Origin of the sequence: Microbacterium mangrovi (assembly GCF_000802305.1) — a bacterium.
Taxonomy (GTDB): domain Bacteria; phylum Actinomycetota; class Actinomycetes; order Actinomycetales; family Microbacteriaceae; genus Microbacterium; species Microbacterium mangrovi.
The window spans coordinates 160367-176666 of record NZ_JTDK01000006.1 but is presented as its reverse complement, the minus strand read 5'-3'; the positions used below and the strand labels follow the sequence as shown (position 1 = coordinate 176666).

15 protein-coding genes and 1 tRNA gene are annotated in these 16300 nt (G+C 70.0%); 5 read left to right on the top strand and 11 right to left on the bottom strand.

All coding sequences use genetic code 11. The features are described from left to right. Nucleotides 1-6: 6 nt before the first annotated feature. A complete protein-coding gene (locus LK09_RS04685) occupies nucleotides 7-1260 on the bottom strand; it encodes an APC family permease (protein WP_039396632.1) in 1254 nt (417 codons plus the stop codon). A gap of 261 nt (nucleotides 1261-1521) precedes the next feature. On the opposite strand from LK09_RS04685, the gene LK09_RS04680 reads away from it, so the two are divergent. Then, nucleotides 1522-2706, top strand: a complete 1185-nt coding sequence (locus LK09_RS04680) for a site-specific integrase (protein WP_039396629.1) — start codon at nucleotides 1522-1524, stop codon at nucleotides 2704-2706. A gap of 57 nt (nucleotides 2707-2763) precedes the next feature. On the opposite strand, the gene LK09_RS04675 is transcribed toward LK09_RS04680, so the two are convergent. From LK09_RS04675 to dusB, 6 genes are all read right to left on the bottom strand, one after another. Next, nucleotides 2764-2836: transfer RNA gene (locus LK09_RS04675), tRNA-Asn, on the bottom strand. Between the two features lie 56 nt (nucleotides 2837-2892). Continuing rightward, nucleotides 2893-3666 (bottom strand): ATP-binding cassette domain-containing protein, encoded by a 774-nt coding sequence (locus LK09_RS04670; RefSeq protein ID WP_039396626.1) that lies wholly within the window; start codon nucleotides 3664-3666, stop codon nucleotides 2893-2895. Between the two features lie 58 nt (nucleotides 3667-3724). Beyond that, nucleotides 3725-4282: a GNAT family N-acetyltransferase gene (locus LK09_RS04665; RefSeq protein WP_039396623.1), complete on the bottom strand. Its 558-nt coding sequence runs from the start codon at nucleotides 4280-4282 to the stop codon at nucleotides 3725-3727. A gap of 7 nt (nucleotides 4283-4289) precedes the next feature. After that, nucleotides 4290-6158 (bottom strand): DNA primase, encoded by a 1869-nt coding sequence (dnaG, locus tag LK09_RS04660; RefSeq protein WP_039396620.1) that lies wholly within the window; start codon nucleotides 6156-6158, stop codon nucleotides 4290-4292. After that, nucleotides 6158-7486 carry a deoxyguanosinetriphosphate triphosphohydrolase gene (locus LK09_RS04655; protein WP_039396617.1) on the bottom strand — a complete coding sequence of 443 codons (1329 nt, stop codon included), beginning with the start codon at nucleotides 7484-7486 and terminating at the stop codon, nucleotides 6158-6160. Before LK09_RS04655 ends, dnaG begins: the two co-directional genes overlap by 1 nt. Beyond that, nucleotides 7479-8636: a tRNA dihydrouridine synthase DusB gene (dusB, locus tag LK09_RS04650; RefSeq protein ID WP_197060966.1), complete on the bottom strand. Its 1158-nt coding sequence runs from the start codon at nucleotides 8634-8636 to the stop codon at nucleotides 7479-7481. Before dusB ends, LK09_RS04655 begins: the two co-directional genes overlap by 8 nt. Nucleotides 8637-8702: 66 nt before the next feature. Between dusB and LK09_RS04645 the strand changes: the two genes are divergently transcribed. Further along, a complete protein-coding gene (locus tag LK09_RS04645; RefSeq protein ID WP_039396613.1) occupies nucleotides 8703-9206 on the top strand; it encodes a glutathione peroxidase in 504 nt (167 codons plus the stop codon). A gap of 6 nt (nucleotides 9207-9212) precedes the next feature. Here LK09_RS04645 and LK09_RS04640 read toward each other — a convergent pair whose 3' ends face one another. From LK09_RS04640 to recO, 4 genes are read right to left on the bottom strand one after another with little or no spacing between them, the layout of a single operon-like run. Continuing rightward, entirely contained in the window at nucleotides 9213-9914 is a 702-nt protein-coding gene (locus LK09_RS04640) for a DsbA family oxidoreductase (RefSeq protein WP_039396611.1), read from the bottom strand. Between the two features lies 1 nt (nucleotide 9915). After that, a complete protein-coding gene (locus LK09_RS04635; RefSeq protein WP_082008060.1) occupies nucleotides 9916-10932 on the bottom strand; it encodes an NYN domain-containing protein in 1017 nt (338 codons plus the stop codon). Next, complete coding sequence (locus LK09_RS04630; protein ID WP_039396608.1) at nucleotides 10929-11741, bottom strand: isoprenyl transferase; 813 nt, start codon at nucleotides 11739-11741, stop codon at nucleotides 10929-10931. The genes LK09_RS04635 and LK09_RS04630 overlap by 4 nt, the downstream gene beginning before the upstream one ends. After that, entirely contained in the window at nucleotides 11738-12478 is a 741-nt protein-coding gene (gene recO / locus LK09_RS04625) for a DNA repair protein RecO (RefSeq protein ID WP_039396605.1), read from the bottom strand. The genes LK09_RS04630 and recO overlap by 4 nt, the downstream gene beginning before the upstream one ends. Nucleotides 12479-12514: 36 nt before the next feature. On the opposite strand from recO, the gene LK09_RS04620 reads away from it, so the two are divergent. The 3 genes from LK09_RS04620 (at nucleotide 12515) to LK09_RS04610 (ending at nucleotide 16249) form a co-directional block, all read left to right on the top strand. Then, on the top strand, nucleotides 12515-13213 hold the full coding sequence (locus LK09_RS04620; RefSeq protein ID WP_039396602.1) for a trimeric intracellular cation channel family protein: 699 nt from the start codon (nucleotides 12515-12517) through the stop codon (nucleotides 13211-13213). A 159-nt stretch (nucleotides 13214-13372) separates the two neighbouring features. Then, nucleotides 13373-14800: a GABA permease gene (gene gabP, locus LK09_RS04615; RefSeq protein WP_052226415.1), complete on the top strand. Its 1428-nt coding sequence runs from the start codon at nucleotides 13373-13375 to the stop codon at nucleotides 14798-14800. A gap of 162 nt (nucleotides 14801-14962) precedes the next feature. Next, entirely contained in the window at nucleotides 14963-16249 is a 1287-nt protein-coding gene (locus LK09_RS04610) for a right-handed parallel beta-helix repeat-containing protein (protein ID WP_039396599.1), read from the top strand. The last annotated feature ends 51 nt before the right edge of the window (nucleotides 16250-16300 follow it).

The window sequence follows — 16300 nt, the reverse complement described above, 5'->3', positions numbered from 1 at the left end:
CCACGATCAGCGGTTCGTCACGCGAAGGCGGATCGCGCGGTATGCGGCGCCGATCACAAGAACGACGATGCCGCCGGCGATCGACCCCCACGGAAGGGTGGCGACCAGGAGGATGCAGCCGGCGGCGCCGATGACCTGCAGCGGCTGGGGAAAGCGGCGGTGTTCCGCGTCTTGCCGGTACGCGGCGATGTTCGCGACCAGGTAGTAGAGGAGCACTCCGAAGGACGAGAACCCGATGGCGGCGCGGAGGTCGACCGTCAGGATCAGGACGGAGACGATCGCGGCCACAGTGAGTTCGGCCCGGTGCGGCACCTGGTAGCGAGGATGCACCGCCGCAAGCCACCGGGGCAGGTCGTCGTTGCGGGCCATCGCCAGGCCGGTCCTGCCCACCCCGGCGATCAGGGCGAGCAGGGCGCCGAGCGCGGCGGCCGAGGCGCCGACACGGACGATCGGACCGGTCCACGCCCACCCGCCGATGCCCGCGACATCCACAAGGGGTGCGGATGATGCGGCGAGACGTTCCGACCCCAGCGTGGCCAGGGCCGCGACCGCGATCACGAAGTACACGACGAGTGCGAGGGCGAGCGCGATCATGATCGCGCGGGGGATCGTGCGCTGGGGCGAGCGCACTTCTTCTCCCATGGTGGCGATGCGGGCATACCCGGCGAATGCGAAGAACAGCAACCCGGCGGATTGGAGCACGCCGTACCATCCGTGCTCACCCAGGCCGCCCAGCAGATTGGCGGGCGAGCCCTGCCCCGATAGGGATGCGGCGACGACCACGAGCCCGAGCACGGCAAGGACGATGACGACGATGATCTTCGCCGCCGTTGCGGTCTTGGTGACGCCGAACGAGTTGACGATGGCGAGAACCAGGACCGCGACGATCGCGACGACCTTCTGCCAGTGCGGTGGGGCGACATAGGCCGCGAACGTGAGGGCCATCGCGGCGCAGCTCGCGGTCTTGCCGACCACGAACGACCACCCGGCGAGGTAGCCCGGCCATTCCCCGAGCTGTTCGCGCCCGTAGACGTAGGTGCCGCCGGATGTCGGATACTGGGCTGCCAGCTGCGCCGATGCGGTCGCGTTCATGTAGGCCACGCCGGCCGCAATGGCGAGGCCGATCAGGAGGCCGGATCCGGCAGCTGCGGCAGCGGGCGCGAACACGGCGAACACACCCGCCCCGATCATCGACCCGAGCCCGATCGCGATCGCATCGACCAGCCCGAGTCGGCGGGAGAGCGGGCCTGCGTTCGTCACGGCGACTCCCAGCGGATCTCATCGAAAGGGCAACCGCCCTCCGTCGACCCCGAGTGCAGCCTGGCAGCGGAGAGCCGCAGGGCCGACCCTACCGGCGGTCGGGCCGTCGCACAGCACAACTCACATCAATCTGCGTAAGATTGTCGACGTTTGACATCTGTCTCCTCTTGGTGCTTAGCTGTGCCACGACTTCGAATCCGACGTGCTCAGGGTGCTCCGGGATCCGGCTGCACACCTGGCGACAGAAGGAGGCATCCGCTGATGGGTAGCGTCGAGCCATACGAGACGGTCAAGGGGCGCAGATATCGCGTTCGCTACCGCACGCCGGAGAACAAACAGACCGACAAGCGGGGATTTCGAACCAAGCGTGATGCGGACCTCTTCCTCGCGTCTGTTGAACTGTCCAAAGCGCGGGGCGAGTTCGTCGACGCTGCGGCTGGGCGAGTAGTCCTCGCCGAGCTTGCTCGTGGATGGCTCATATCGCAGCAAGCACATCTGAAACCCTCCTCGTACGCGTGGGTGGAAGGCGGCTGGCGGGTCTACGTCGAACCGAAGTGGGGTGCTGTGCGAATCTCGGAGATCCAGCACTCGAGTATCCAATCCTGGGTGGCGGCCTTGACCGCCGGTACCGCTCCGTCAACCAAGAAGGCGAGCAGCCCGCTGAGTCCGTCGACCGTACGGCAGGCCTTCGGAGTGCTCAACTCCATCCTCGAAGTCGCTGTCCGCGATCGGCTGCTGTTGGCGAACCCCGCGAAGGACGTGCAACTCCCGCGTAAGGTGCGCAAGCGTCGCCAGTATCTGACCCATGCGCAGGTGGAGCGCCTCGCGGTCGCCTGTGGCGATGAGGGCCTGTACGTGCTGTTCCTCGCATACACCGGTCTCCGATGGGGTGAGATGGTGGCGCTCCGCGTGCGTGATCTCGACATGCTGCGCAAGCGCGTCTCGGTCCAAGAGAACGCCGTGCGAGTGAACGGGCAGATCGCGGTTGGAACACCGAAGACCCACCACGCACGGTCAGTGCCGTTCCCGGAATTTCTCGCTGGTCCTCTCGCCACGTCATGCGACGGTAAGGCCCGCGACTCCCTGGTGTTCGGCAATGGGCGTGTCTACCTGTCGCAACCCACGCACCGCGACGCGTGGTTCACCCGGTCAATGCGCCAGCTGCGCGAGTCAGATCCTTCTTTCCCGGCTGTCACCGTTCACGATCTGAGACACACTGCGGCGTCCCTTGCGATCTCGGCGGGAGCGAACGTCAAAGCAGTGCAACGAATGCTCGGGCACGCCAGCGCCGCGATGACGCTCGACACGTACGCGGACCTCTTCGACGACGACCTCGACGCTGTTTCTGAGGCGCTCGACGCGGCTCGCTCTGCTGCAAATGTGGGCAAATTGTGGGCAATCGAGGCGCCCAAGGCCATCGCCGCCCAGACATCGACCGTGCGATAGGCGAGAAATCCCAGCTCAGAAGCTAAAAAGGCCCGAGGGTGGAGCCTCGGGCCTTCGCTCCCCCACTTGGACTCGAACCAAGAACCTGCCGGTTAACAGCCGGCTGCTCTGCCAATTGAGCTATGGAGGAATGTTCCCCGCCTGCGGCGGGACAACCATTACAGCTTAGCAGACGGGGAGGGGTGCCTATGACGCGATCACGGCCCGATCGGCCGACGGAGACCACACGAGATGGTCCGTTCCGTGGCCGAACGCGACAGCGTGCCCGTCGTGCAGAACGAGCACGTCGGCATCCAGACGGGCGATGACGTCGTGCTCGGACGTCACCACCAGACACGCCAGCCCGGCCGCCCGCCGCCGGGCGAGCGCCTCGCACACGAGCGGGCGCGCGGTGACGTCCACCCCGGCCAGCGGCTCGTCGGCGATCAGCACGCGCGGGTCGAGCATGAGGGCACGGGCGAGCGCGACCCGCTGCCGCATCCCGGCGCTCAGCTCGTACGGCATCCGGTCCGCGACCCCGAGCGCGAGCCCGAGTTCGTCGAGGAGGCCGGCGACGCGGAGCGAGACGGCGCGGCGATTCACGCGGCGCTGCCGGCTGAGCAGCGGATCGGCCACGATCTCGGCAACGGTCAGGCGCGGCGGCAGCTCCGCGCCGGAGGTCTGCCCGACATAGCCGGTCGCGAAGGTCAGCCGACGCCGGAGCCGCGCGGACTGACCGACGCGCACCCCCGCGACCATCGCCTCTCCCCCGGCCACCGCGGCGGCCTGTTCGACCCCGGCGAGCGTCGCCGCGAGGGTCGACTTGCCCGAGCCCACCGGACCCATGACCGCGAGCGCCGCGCCGTCCGCGAGCTCGAAGCTCACGCCGTCGACGACGCGCTGCGACCGGCCGGCGGACGTCTGCGCGATCGACAGGTCCGTGCAGCGGATCGCGACGTCGGCGGCAGCGGTGCGGACCATGGTGCCATCCTGCCTGGTTCCGGGGGCAGGCGCCAGCAACGCGCCTCCGCGTCGGAGGTCACGTCGCCGGGCGATCCACCTCGAACAGGGCGCACGTGGTGTTGTAGAACCGGTCGGTGAGCCCGCGATCGCGCATGCCGATGCGCCGTGCGACGGCCTGCGAGGCCCGATTGTCGGGGTGGGTCACGGCGAGGACCCGGACGAGGCCCCCGCGCCAGGCCTCCTGCAGCATCCGGGCTGCCGACTCACTCGCGATGCCGCGCCCCCAGGCGTCCGGATGCAGGTGCCAGCCGACCTCGGTCTCGCCCGACGGTGGCAGCGGTTCGGTCTCGGCCGAGGCCGGCAGCGACTTCAGCAGCACCGATCCGTACCGGTGTCCGGTGGCGAGATCGGTGACCGCGAGCACACCGGGAAGCCCTGGGATGCCGGACTCGGCCGTCGCCCAGCGCTGTGCACGTTCGAGCGCCTCCGCCCGGTCGGCGACCACCCGGGGCTCACGGCCGATGTACCGCTGCACGTCCCACCGCGCGTACATGTCGAAGAGGAAGTCGACGTCGGCGTCGCTCGTCGTCCACGGGCGAAGCAGCAGCCGGGCGGTCTGCAGGGTCGTGGTCATCGCGGGTTCACTCCTCGTCGAGCAGACGCTGGCGCTCGGCATCCAGCTCGCGCAGCCGCAGCCGCACGGCCCGGCCGCCGTCCGAGTTCGCCGGGATGCGCTGCACGGCTCCGAGCAGTTCCTGCTTCTCGGCGTCGAGGCTGCGCCGGACGAGTTGCCGGGCCATCGCGCGGGTGGAGGCCACCGCATGCTCGTCGTCCCGTGCCGGGAACTGCGCGGTGAGGAGCTCTGCCGCGAGACTCCGGTACGGCTCCCGCACCGAGGAGACCGCCTCGACCGACCACCCGGTTCGCTCCGGGTCGCACGCGGCGATCACCTGGCGGACGGCGTCCAGGGCCGGATGCCGGAACGGCTGCGCGGCCGCGCGGTCGAACTCGGAGCGGTCCAGCCGGTGGCCGAACTGCAGGAGTCCCATCAGCGCGTCGCGCTCGAGAGCGGCCTCGAACGGCAGCGAGGCCATCGTCACGCGCTCGATCGGCGGTGCCGGCTCGGCCGCGGCATCCGCGACCGGCGTCGCGAAGCGGCGCGGGCCGTCCGCCTCTCGGGAGTCCGCACGCCGTGCCGCCGACTTGACGGCCCGGTGGACCTCGTCGGGGGCCATGCCGATGCGCCGCGCCAGCACGCGCTCGTACTCCGCCCGGATGATGTCGTCGCGGATGCCGGCGACCACCTCGGCCGCGGAGCGCAGCGCCCCGACGCGTCCCTCCACGGTCGCCAGGTCGAAGCCGCTCAGCCGCTGGTCGATGACGAACTCGAACATGGGCACCTTGGTGTCCATGAGAGCGCGCACCGCGCCGTCGCCGCGCTTGAGACGCAGATCGCACGGGTCCAGCCCCTCCGGGGCGACCGCCACGTAGCTCTGCGCCTTGAGGCCGCGCGTCTCCGCGAAGGCGCGCACCGCCGCCTTCTGTCCGGCGGCATCCGGGTCGAACGTGAACACGACCTCGGCACCCGAGTCGTCGCCCATGACCCGCCGCACGATGTTCATGTGCTCGGACCCGAACGCGGTGCCGCACGTCGCGACCGCGGTCGTGATGCCGGCCAGGTGGCACGCCATGACGTCCGTGTACCCCTCGACGACGACCACCCGGCGGGGGTCGCCGCGGGAGATGTCGCGCTTGGCGAGATCGAGCCCGTACAGCACCTGCGTCTTGCGGTACAGCGTCGTCTCGGGCGTGTTGAGGTACTTGGGGCCGTTGTCGTCGTCGAACAGGCGACGGGCGCCGAACCCGACCGTCTGGCCCGTCACATCACGGATCGGCCAGATGACCCGCCCGCGGAAACGGTCGTACACCCCGCGCTGCCCCTGCGACACCAGACCGGCGGCGAGCAGCTCGTCACGGCTGTAGCCCTGGGCGGTGAGCGCGTCGAGCATGTGCGACCAGCCCTGCGGGGCGTAGCCGACGCCGAAGTGCGCCGCGGCGCCGGCATCGAACCCGCGCTCCCCCAGAAAACGCCTCGCGGCATCCGCCCCCGGCGTCATCAGCTGGGTGCGGAACCACTCCGCCGCCGCCGAGTTGGCGGCGTACAGGCGCGCCCGGCCGCTCGACTCGGGCGCCGGGCCGCCGCCGTCCTCGTAGTGCAGCGCATAGCCGATGCGCGCGGCGAGGCGCTCCACCGCCTCGGTGAACGACAGGTGATCGATCTTGCGCAGGAACGTGTAGACGTCGCCCGACTCGCCGCACCCGAAGCAGTGGTAGAAGCCGACCTGCGGACGGACGTTGAAGCTCGGGCTGCGCTCGTCGTGGAAGGGGCACAGCCCCTTCATCGAGCCGACGCCGGCGGACTTCAGCGCCACGTGCTCGCCGATGATGTCGGCGATGTTCGTGCGCGACTTCACCTCGTCGACGTCGGCCTGGACGATGCGCCCGGCCATCAGCGCAGCTCCGGGTCGGGAAGCTGCACGGCGACCGACGCCGGGAACCACAGCCCGATCGAGGACGCGTCGACGTCGCCGACCAGCCGGTCGTGCCAGGCGATCGCCTGCTGATCGGTGAGGCTGGCGACCTGGTCGACCACGACCCGTCTGCGGGCGGCATCCGTCGTGGCGGCGGCGAAGTCGGCCGCGCTCATGCGGTCGAGCCGCTCCGGACGCTCCCACAGCGCCGTCGCGAGGCGCTTGAGCAGGCGCCGCTGCTCGCGGTACAGCGGTTTGCGGCCGTCGATGGTCATCACCGTCGCCCCGACGATCCCCTTGAGCACGGCCATCTCGACCTCGACGCTGCGCGGCACCACGACGTGCGCACCGTAGCGGGTGAGCACCGGCACGTCGAACGCCTCGCGCGTCGCTGCGGTCGCCGTGCGCGCGAACCGGCCGATGAGGTCGCTCGTGAGGTTCTTCAGGGCCGCGAGGGCTGCCCGGGACCGATCGAAGCCGTCCCGCCAGTCGGCCAGCGCGGTCAGACGGGCCAGGCCCTCGGCGAGCTCGTCGCGGGTGAAGTCGTAGCCGACCCACTCCTGGATCGCACCGACCAGGGCTTCGTGCTCGCCGGCATCGATCAGACGCGCAGGATCGAGGTATCCGTTGACGACGGCGTCCTCGAAATCGTGCACCGAATAGGCGATGTCGTCGGAGAGGTCCATCACCTCGGCCTCGATGCAGCGCACGCGAGGCGGGGCGTCGGCCCGCATCCACGTGAACAGGGGCTCGTCGTCGGGATACACGCCGAACTTCATCCGGCCGCCCGGATCCGGCAGCGCATGCGCGATCGTCCACGGGTACTTGCAGGTGGCGTCGAGGCTCGCGCGGGTCAGGTTGAGTCCGAAGCTGGTGCCCGCGGCATCGAGCACCTTCGGCTCGAGCCGCGACACGATGCGCAGGGTCTGCGCATTGCCCTCGAACCCGCCGATGTCGGCGGCCCACTCGTTGAGGGCCCGCTCGCCGTTGTGCCCGAAGGGCGGATGCCCGAGGTCGTGGTTCAGGCACGCCGTGTCGACCACGTCGGGCGAGAGCTGCAGCGCGGTCGCGAGCTCGCGGCCGACCTGCGCGACCTCGAGGGAGTGCGTGAGCCGGTTGCGTGCGAAGTCGACGGGGTTGGCCGGGCTCAGCACCTGCGTCTTGGCCGCCAGCCGGCGAAGCGCCGCCGAGTGCAGCACGCGCGCCCGGTCGCGGGCGAAGTCGTCGCGCTCGGACCGGTGCCGCTCGACGTGGAAGCGCTCCGCGTCGGCCTCGCCGTAGCCTGCGGCCGGGACGGCCTCAACCACCGCTGGTGTCCAGCTCGGCCTCGGCCAGGGTCGCCGACGCCTCGGCGCCGAGATCGCGGGAGTTCAGCCAGCCGTCGGGAAGCGCCGGACGCTTGGGCGTGCCGGCGCGACCGCGCTGTCCCTCGGCCGCAGCGCCGGGATACGGCGCATCCCAGTCCAGCGTCGCAAGCAGGTCGTCGATCTCGGCGAGCGACGACGCCGTCGCCAGCTGCGCACGCAGCTCGCCGCCGACGGGATACCCCTTGAAGTACCAGGCGACGTGCTTGCGGATGTCGCGGCACCCGCGGTCCTCGTCTTCGAAGAACTCGACGAGCAGTTCGGCGTGCCGTCGGAAGGCGCGCGCCACGAAGCCCAGGGTCGCATCGACCGGTTCGCCGGCCGACGACTCGGGACCGCCGAGGGCCCGGGCGAGGTCGCCGAACAGCCACGGGCGGCCGAGGCATCCGCGCCCCACGACGACGCCGTCGCAGCCGGTCTCGGCCATCATCCGCACGGCGTCGTCGGCCGACCAGATGTCGCCGTTGCCGAGCACCGGGACCGTCGTCACGGCCTCTTTGAGGCGCGCGATCGCCGACCAGTCGGCCTCGCCCGAGTAGAACTGGGCGGCCGTCCGGCCGTGCAGCGCGATCGCGGACACCCCGGCGTCTTCGGCGACGCGCGCGGCGTCGAGGTAGGTGAGGTGCTCGTCGTCGATTCCCTTGCGCATCTTCACGGTGAGCGGGATGTCGCCGGCTGCCCGGACGGCCCCGCTGACGATGTCGCGGAACAGGCCGAGCTTCCACGGCAGAGCCGAGCCGCCGCCCTTGCGCGTCACCTTCGGCACCGGGCACCCGAAGTTCAGGTCGATGTGGTCGGCGCGGTCTTCGGCCACGAGGATGCGCACGGCTTCGGCGGTGGTCTTCGGGTCGACGCCGTAGAGCTGGATGGAGCGCGGGGTCTCGGATTCGTGGTGGGTGATCAGACGCATCGTGGTCGCGTTGCGCTCGACGAGCGCACGCGTGGTGATCATCTCGCTCACATACAGACCGGCGCCGTACTCACGGCACAGGCGCCGGAACGCCGTGTTCGTGATGCCCGCCATCGGGGCGAGGACGACCGGTGCGTCGAGGCTGATCGGACCGATGCGCAACGGGGCTGCGGGTGCGGTCATCAGGGTCACCTGTCCATTCTCCCAGACGCGACGCCGTGGTGCTCGGGCCTGGCTTAGCCTGTGGATATGACGAATGCGACCCTGACGGATGTGCGGCGGATCCCCTTCGAGACGGCGGACGGCGGCAGCGCCACGCTCGCGGACTTCGGGGACCGCGCCGTGCTGGTCGTGAACGTCGCCTCCAAGTGCGGTCTCACCCCGCAGTACGAGCAGCTCGAGGAGCTGCAGAAGGCCTACGGCGACCGCGGCCTGACCGTCGTCGGCTTCCCGTGCAACCAGTTCATGGGCCAGGAGCCCGGCTCCATGGAGGAGATCCTCGACTACTGCGCCGTCACGTGGGGCGTCACCTTCCCGATCATGGCCAAGATCAAGGTCAACGGAAGCCATGCCGCGCCCCTCTACAAGGCGCTGAAGAGGACCGGCAACGCCGAGGGCGCCCAGGGACCGATCCAGTGGAACTTCGAGAAGTTCCTCGTGACGGCATCCGGAACGGTGCACCGCTTCCGCCCGCGCACCGTCCCGAACGACCCCGAGATCATCTCGGCGATCGAGGACGCCCTGCCCGGCTGAGCCCGGTCAGACCGCCGCGGCGGCGGCCGACTCCTCGCGGTGCTCCGCCCACACCTGACGGGCGACCTGCGTGAAGGCCTCCGGCGGCTGCGCGCCGCTGACGCCGTACTTGCCGTCGATCACGAAGAACGGCACGCCGTTGATCCCGTACGCCGACGCCTGCGCCTGATCGGCGCGCACGGCGGGCAGGTACCGGGCCGACTCCAACGCGTCACGCGTGGACGCCGGGTCGAGGCCCGCCTCGGCGGCCAGGTCGACGAGGTCGTCGACGCGACCGACGTGCCGCCCCTCCAGGAAATAGGCGGACATCAGGCGCTCGGCCACCTCGAGCTGCCGGCCCTGCTCCTTCGCGTAGTGGAGCAGCTCGTGCGCCTTGACCGTGTTGGTGTGCTGCAGGATGTCGAACCGGTACTCGAGGCCCGCATCGGCGGCCACACCCGTGACCCGCTCGAGCATCTGGTGCGCCTGCGCGGCGGAGATGCCCTTGTGCTGGGAGAGGTAATCGGCCTCGCCGCCCACGAAGTCCACGGGAGTGTCGGGGGACAGTTCGAACGAGTGGTAGACGATCTCGACCTGCGGGGCGTCCGCATCGTCGGATGCCGCGGCCAGACCCGTCTCGAGATTGCGCTTGCCGATGTAGCACCAGGGGCAGGCGATGTCCGACCAGACGTCGATCGTGATGGGGGCGGGGGTCGTCGCAGTACTCATATCAAGAAGCAACCTCGGCGGAGGGGTCGGGCATTCCATCCTCGTCGCGCACCACCCAGAACCGCTCCCGCAGCCGGTACCGCATCGCGTCCGTCAGGTCGTACTCCCCGCGCGCATCGGAGAGGTCCACCAGCAGGGTGCGATCGATGTCGCGCGGAATCTGGGGCCGGCCGGCATCCAGCGCCTCGCGGGCTTCGGGAGTCGCGCTGCGCAGCCAGGCGCTGAGCACGCGGCGGCACACCTCGTCGACCTGCTCGGTGAGCTTGGCCTCGTCGAGGTAGACGGCCTGACCGGTCGGCGGCAGGCCCGTCGCCGACGAGTACACCACCTCGTGGGACGGCGTCCGCGGCGCCGGCTCGGACACGCGGCGGTTCGGCGTGAACGTCGGCACCGGCGCCGTCGCGGGGGCCGGCCGGTGGGTGCCACCGAACATCGCCGGGCTCGGCGCCCCGGCGACCGCGGTGTCGGCCACGGCGCGCCGCTCCACGAGCGCGTCGATGATGGCGCCGTCGAAGACCTCGACGGAGTCGGCCGCCATGCGCAGGTGCCGGCTCACCCCGTGCGGATTGCCCGCGGCATCCGGAATCGCCAGCACCGTCACCTGGACGCCGTGCGCCTGCGCCTCTTCGACGGCCTCGGTGAGATCGTCGTCGCCGGACACCAGGAAGAAGACGTCGGCGGCGCCGTTGCGGGCGTGCGTGAGCATGTCCAGGCCGATGCGCAGATCGACCCCCTTCTGCTCGCCGTCGTAGCCGGTGCGACCCAGGCGCAGCTTCAGTCGCGGCAGCAGCGCGATCTGCTCCTGCTCGAGGCTGGGAGTGCCGTGGCGCCCGGCGTCGTACCAGTTGATGCGCAGCACCTTGAGGCCCTCCGAGGCCTCGGCGTGCGTGATGAGGGCGGCGGCCAGCTCGGCGTAGTCGACGGTCACGGCGCCGCGCAGCGACGTGCCCGCGACCCGCGTCGCCGACGCCGACAGCAGGTAGCCGGCATCCACGTACAGGGCGGCGCGTTCTCTCATCGCTGGGTCTCCTGGGGCTTGTCCACGGCGCCGCCGAACCGGCGGTCGCGATCCAGATAGATGTCGATCGCGCGCCACAGCTCGGCCCGGTCGAAGTCCGGCCACAGCGTGTCGAGGAACACGTACTCGGCGTACGCCGACTCCCACAGCAGGAAGTTGGAGCTGCGCTGCTCGCCGCTGGAGCGGATGAACAGGTCGACATCGGGCATGTCCGGGATGTAGAGGTGTCGGCGGATCATCTTCTCGTTGATCGCCTGCGGCTTGATGCGTCCGGCCGCCACGTCTTCGGCGACCCGGCGCACCGCGTCGACGATCTCGATGCGGCCGCCGTAGTTGACGCACATCGTGAGGGTGAGGGTGTCGTTGTCCTTCGTGAGCTGCTCGGCGATCTGCAGGTCTTTGATCACCGACCCCCACAGCTTCGGGCGGCGACCCGCCCAGCGGATGCGCACCCCCCACTCGTTCATCTGGTCGCGATGACGGTGCAGCACCTCGCGGTTGAACCCCATGAGAAAGCGCACCTCGTCGGGTGAGCGGCGCCAGTTCTCGGTGGAGAAGGCATAGAGCGACAGATGCTTGACGCCCGCCTGCACGGCGCCCGCGATGACGTCCATCATCGAGGTCTCCCCCGCGCGGTGGCCCTCGATGCGCGGCAGGCCGCGGCGATTCGCCCAGCGTCCGTTGCCGTCCATCACGATCGCCACGTGCTGCGGCACGCTCCCGCGCGGCCACGCCGGCGGCTGCTGCCCCGTCCAGTCCAGCGGACGGTACGGGACCGCGTCGGGGTGCGTGAACGGCTTGGGGCTCACAGGCCTGCCTCTCCGGTGTTCGTCACGAGTGCGAGCGAGCGGATGCCGCGCTCCAGATGCCACTGCGCGTACGCGGCGATGAGTCCGGATGCCGCCGCCGACGCCTGCGCGGAGCCGGCATCCACCGCCTCCCACTCCCCCGCGATGAGCGAACGCAGCAGCGCCCCCGTCTCGGGTGCGATCCGCGCCGCCCCGGCCGGCGCGCAGTCCGCGCAGACGACGCCGCCGAGCTGGGCCACGAACGCGTCGTGGGGCCCTGTGGCCCCGCACCGCGTGCAGTCCTCGAGGCCGGGCGCCCAGCCGGACAGCGACATCGCACGCAGCAGATAGGAGTCGAGGATGCTGCGCGCGGCGTGGTCGCCCCGGCTCAGAGCTCGCAGGCCGCCGACCAGCAGCAGATACTGCTGCGGCGTCGCCTCGGCCTCGTTCAGCCGGTCGGCCGCCTCCACCATGGCGCTCGCAGCGGTGTACCGGTCGTAGTGCACCGCGATCTCGCTGCCGTAGGACCCGAGCGACTCGGCCTGCTGGACGATGTCGAGACTGCGGCCCTGGTAGAGCTGCACATCGGCGACCATGAACGGCTCCAGCCGCGCGCCGAACCGCGACGACGTGCGCCGCACGCCCTTGGCGACCGCGCGCACCTTGCCGTGCTGCCGGCTCAGGAGCGTCAGGATGCGGTCGGCCTCACCCAGCTTGTGGGTTCGGAGGACGACGACCTCATCGCGATAGGTGGGCACACATCGATTATCGCGGGCGGGTACGACAATGGGTGCGTGGACCAGCAGACATTCGTGATCCCGCTGTGGGCGGACCTCACCGCAGTCGGGCTCGGCGGCATCCAGGGGGCCCTTTTCGCCTCCGGATTCCGCGGGCAGCGCCGGCTCGACTTCCTCGGCGTGGTCATCATCGGCGTCATGATCGGCCTCGGCGGCGGGCTCATCCGCGACCTGCTGCTCAACGTCACGCCGCGCTCCCTGCAGAGCAACTGGTATCTGCTCACGGCCGTCGGCGCGGCGCTCATCGGAATGCTGCTGGCCGGGATCTTCCAGCGCCTGAACGCCGCCATCGTCGCGCTGGACGCCGTCGTGATCGGCATGTTCGGAGCCTTCGGCACGACCAAGTCGCTCTCGTTCGGGCTGCCCGTCATCCCGGCGATCTTCGTGGGCGTCTGCGCGGCGGTCGGGGGCAGCGTGCTGCGCGACGTGCTGGTGGGGCTCCCGGTGGCCATCATGCACGTCGGCTCTCTCTACGCGGTCGCTGCCGGCGCCGGCAGCGTGGTGCTCGTCGTCCTGCATGCGTTCGGCGTGCCGATCGCGGCGGCCGCGATCATCGGGATCGTCGTGACCACCGTGATCCGCCTTCTCGCGGTCATCTTCGACCTGTCCCTCCCCGAGCAGCGGATGCTGTATCGCCGCAAGGTCGCGGTGGAGACCACCGCCGTGCCGATCGTGCGGCCGCCCGACGCCGAATAGGGACCGGCTCCCCGACCCACCACGACTCTTGGCCTCGACTACTCATTTCTGGCGTTTCACTACTCAATTCTGAGATTTCGCTACTCAAAACTGCGGCCTCAGGTACTCAATTCGCACGCATGCGGGTGCGCGCGGACTCCCGCTGCTTAGCGTCGAGGGATGCAACGAAGCACGACGGAACCGACTCCCGAACACGGCGCGCCGCAGCGCGCGACCGGCAACCTCTCCACCGGCTTGAAAACCCGACATGTGACGATGCTGAGCATCGCCGGAGTCATCGGCGCGGGCCTGTTCATCGGATCCGGAACGGCCATCCACCTGGCCGGACCGGCCGTACTGATCTCATATCTCACCGCCGGCGCGCTCGTCGTGCTCGTCATGAGAATGCTGGGCGAAATGGCGGCAGCGAACCCGGCGTCAGGCTCGTTCTCGGTCTACGCGACGCGTGCGATCGGCCGATGGGCGGGCTTCAGCATCGGCTGGCTCTACTGGTGGTTCTGGGTGCTTGTGATCCCCGTCGAGGCGACGGCCGCCGCCGCCATCCTGCACTCGTGGATTCCGCAGGTCGATCTCTGGGTCTTCGCACTGGTCATCACCCTCGCGTTGACGATCACCAACCTGTTCAGTGTGAAGAACTACGGCGAGTTCGAGTTCTGGTTCGCGCTTCTGAAGGTGCTCGCGATCATCGCGTTCATCATCGTCGGTGCCCTGGCATTCGTCGGCGTCTTCGGGCCGGAGCACGCGGGCGCGAGGAACCTGGTCGAAAACGGCGGCTTCTTCCCCAACGGCGTCGGGGCGGTCGCCGCCGCGCTGCTGACCACCATGTTCACCTTCATGGGTACCGAGATCGTCACGATCGCCGCTGCCGAATCAGAGAACCCGGCGTCGCAGATCCGGCGTGCGACCCGATCAGTGATCTGGCGGATCAGCATCTTCTACCTCGTCTCGATCTTCTTCGTCATCTGTCTCGTTCCCTGGAACGATCCTTCTCTGATCCAGGACGGCTCATTCCTGGCGGCACTGACCGTTCTGAATGTGCCGGGAGCGAGGCTGATCGTCGACGCGGTCGTGCTCGTATCGGTCGCGTCGTGCCTCAACTCGGCGCTGTACACGGCATCCCGCATGGCGTACTCATTGGCCGAACGCGGCGATGCCCCGAAGCTCCTGTCCCGGACGTCGCGAAGCGGTGTGCCGCGGGCGGCGGTCCTGCTGTCGACGGTCGTCGGCTTCGTCGCGGTGGTGGCGAACTACTTCGCACCCGGGCGGGTCTTTTCGACGCTGCTCGCCAGCTCGGGCGCCGTCGCGCTGCTGGTCTATCTCGTGATCGCCATCTCGCAACTGGTCATGCGCCGGCGGGCGGAGACGCTGGACGAGCACCTGGTCATCCGAATGTGGGCGTATCCGTTCCTCACCTGGGCGGTCATCGTGTTCATCTGCGTCGTGCTCGTCTTGATGGCGATCTGGTCGGACCTGCGCGGGGAACTCGCGGCGACTGCCGTCCTCGCCGCCGTCGTCGTCGCGATCGGGCTCGTCGTTCAGAAGCGGTCTCGCACCGCGGTCCGATCCCGGCGGGAAGCCGGTCGTTGAGCGAGGAGCGCAGCGACGAGACGAAACGCACTGAGCGTGCGGGAACGATGAGACCGCGTACGCGTCGCCGGTCATATCGCTCTGCGTGCGGGGGGGCAATGAGGCGCAGCGGGCGCCGACGACGCTAGGCTCCGGACTGTGAGACCGGTGGGAGGAGCTGGGATGCACGGACGGATGCGGCGCGACGTGCCCGCTGCCCTGCTGGTCGGCACGGCAATGCTGCTGGCCGGCTGCACCGGCGGGCCCGCCACCCACAGCCGGTCTCCGACGCCGCGCACGAGCGCGACCTGCGCGGACGCCGTCGCCCGCGTCGTGGACGCCGCCCGCACGGTGGTGTCCGGGTATGCAGAGGCGACCACGGGCGCGTCGCCGAGTCCCCTGCCCAGCCCGACGGGCGCGGCGGTCGCACCCACGGATGCGCTGAGCAGCGCCGTCAGCACGGCGCGTTCGATCCGCCGGCAGGCCGGGTGCGCGCACTTCGACGACGACCTCGCGACGGGCCTGGCGGGCATCCCGCACGAGGGCACGGTGCGCGATGCGGTCTGGCGGCGGCTGTCGGCGACGCTGTTGGGCACCGTCGGCGACAAGGCGGCCACGACGACGCTCGCCGCAGGCCAGGATCTGCGGGATGCCGTCGCGCGAGCGGCATCCGGATCCACGATCGTCCTCCCGAAGGGCATCACGAATCTCGATGACACCCTCGTGCTCCTCGACGGCATCGCGGTGCGCGGTGCCGGGCGCGACGCGTCCGTGCTCCGCTCGGATGCCGCCGATGCCGCCGTCCTCATCGCCGCGGCCGGCACGGTGCGGTTCAGCGACCTCTCGGTGCGGCTCGTCGGCGCCCGGCCGGCGTCCGGAATCGTCGCCGGCCCGCAGGCGTCGCTCGCCCTCAACCGGGTGCGGGTCAGCGGCGCCAAGGCGGGATCCGGCGGAGCCGGCGGTGCCGGCGTATACGTGTCGGGGAGCGACACCGGACGGGTCCGGACCGACACGACCCTGGAGGTCACGGAGTCCGTCCTGTCCGGCAACGGCTGGGCGGGACTCGCCGTCACCGGCGATGGACGGGTGAGCATCGAGTCCGCGACCGTCGCCGACAACACGCGGGCCGGGATCGTCTTCCTGGATCACGCGAGCGGTTCCGTGGCACACAGCACGATGCGCGGCAACGGACTCGGGGTCGCGATCACCGGGCACGCCTCCCCTGCCCTGGAATCGAACATCGTTTCCGGCGGATCGGTCGGCGTGCAGGCCGATTCATCCGCGGCGCCGACGATCAAGGGCCTGCGTGTCACCGGCACCCGCAAGGCCGCGCTGATCATGAGCGGCTCCGCCCGCGGCTGGGTCGGGGGCGTCTCGTGCCCCGGCACGCCGTTCGGCATCGTCGTCGCAGGGTCGGCGGCACCGACTCTGGAATCGAACACCTGTCCGCTGCAGGCGGGCGCTCGGTGAGCCAAACCCGAGCGCGACTCTTCTTTCAGACGCACGAGAGCATCTGAAGAA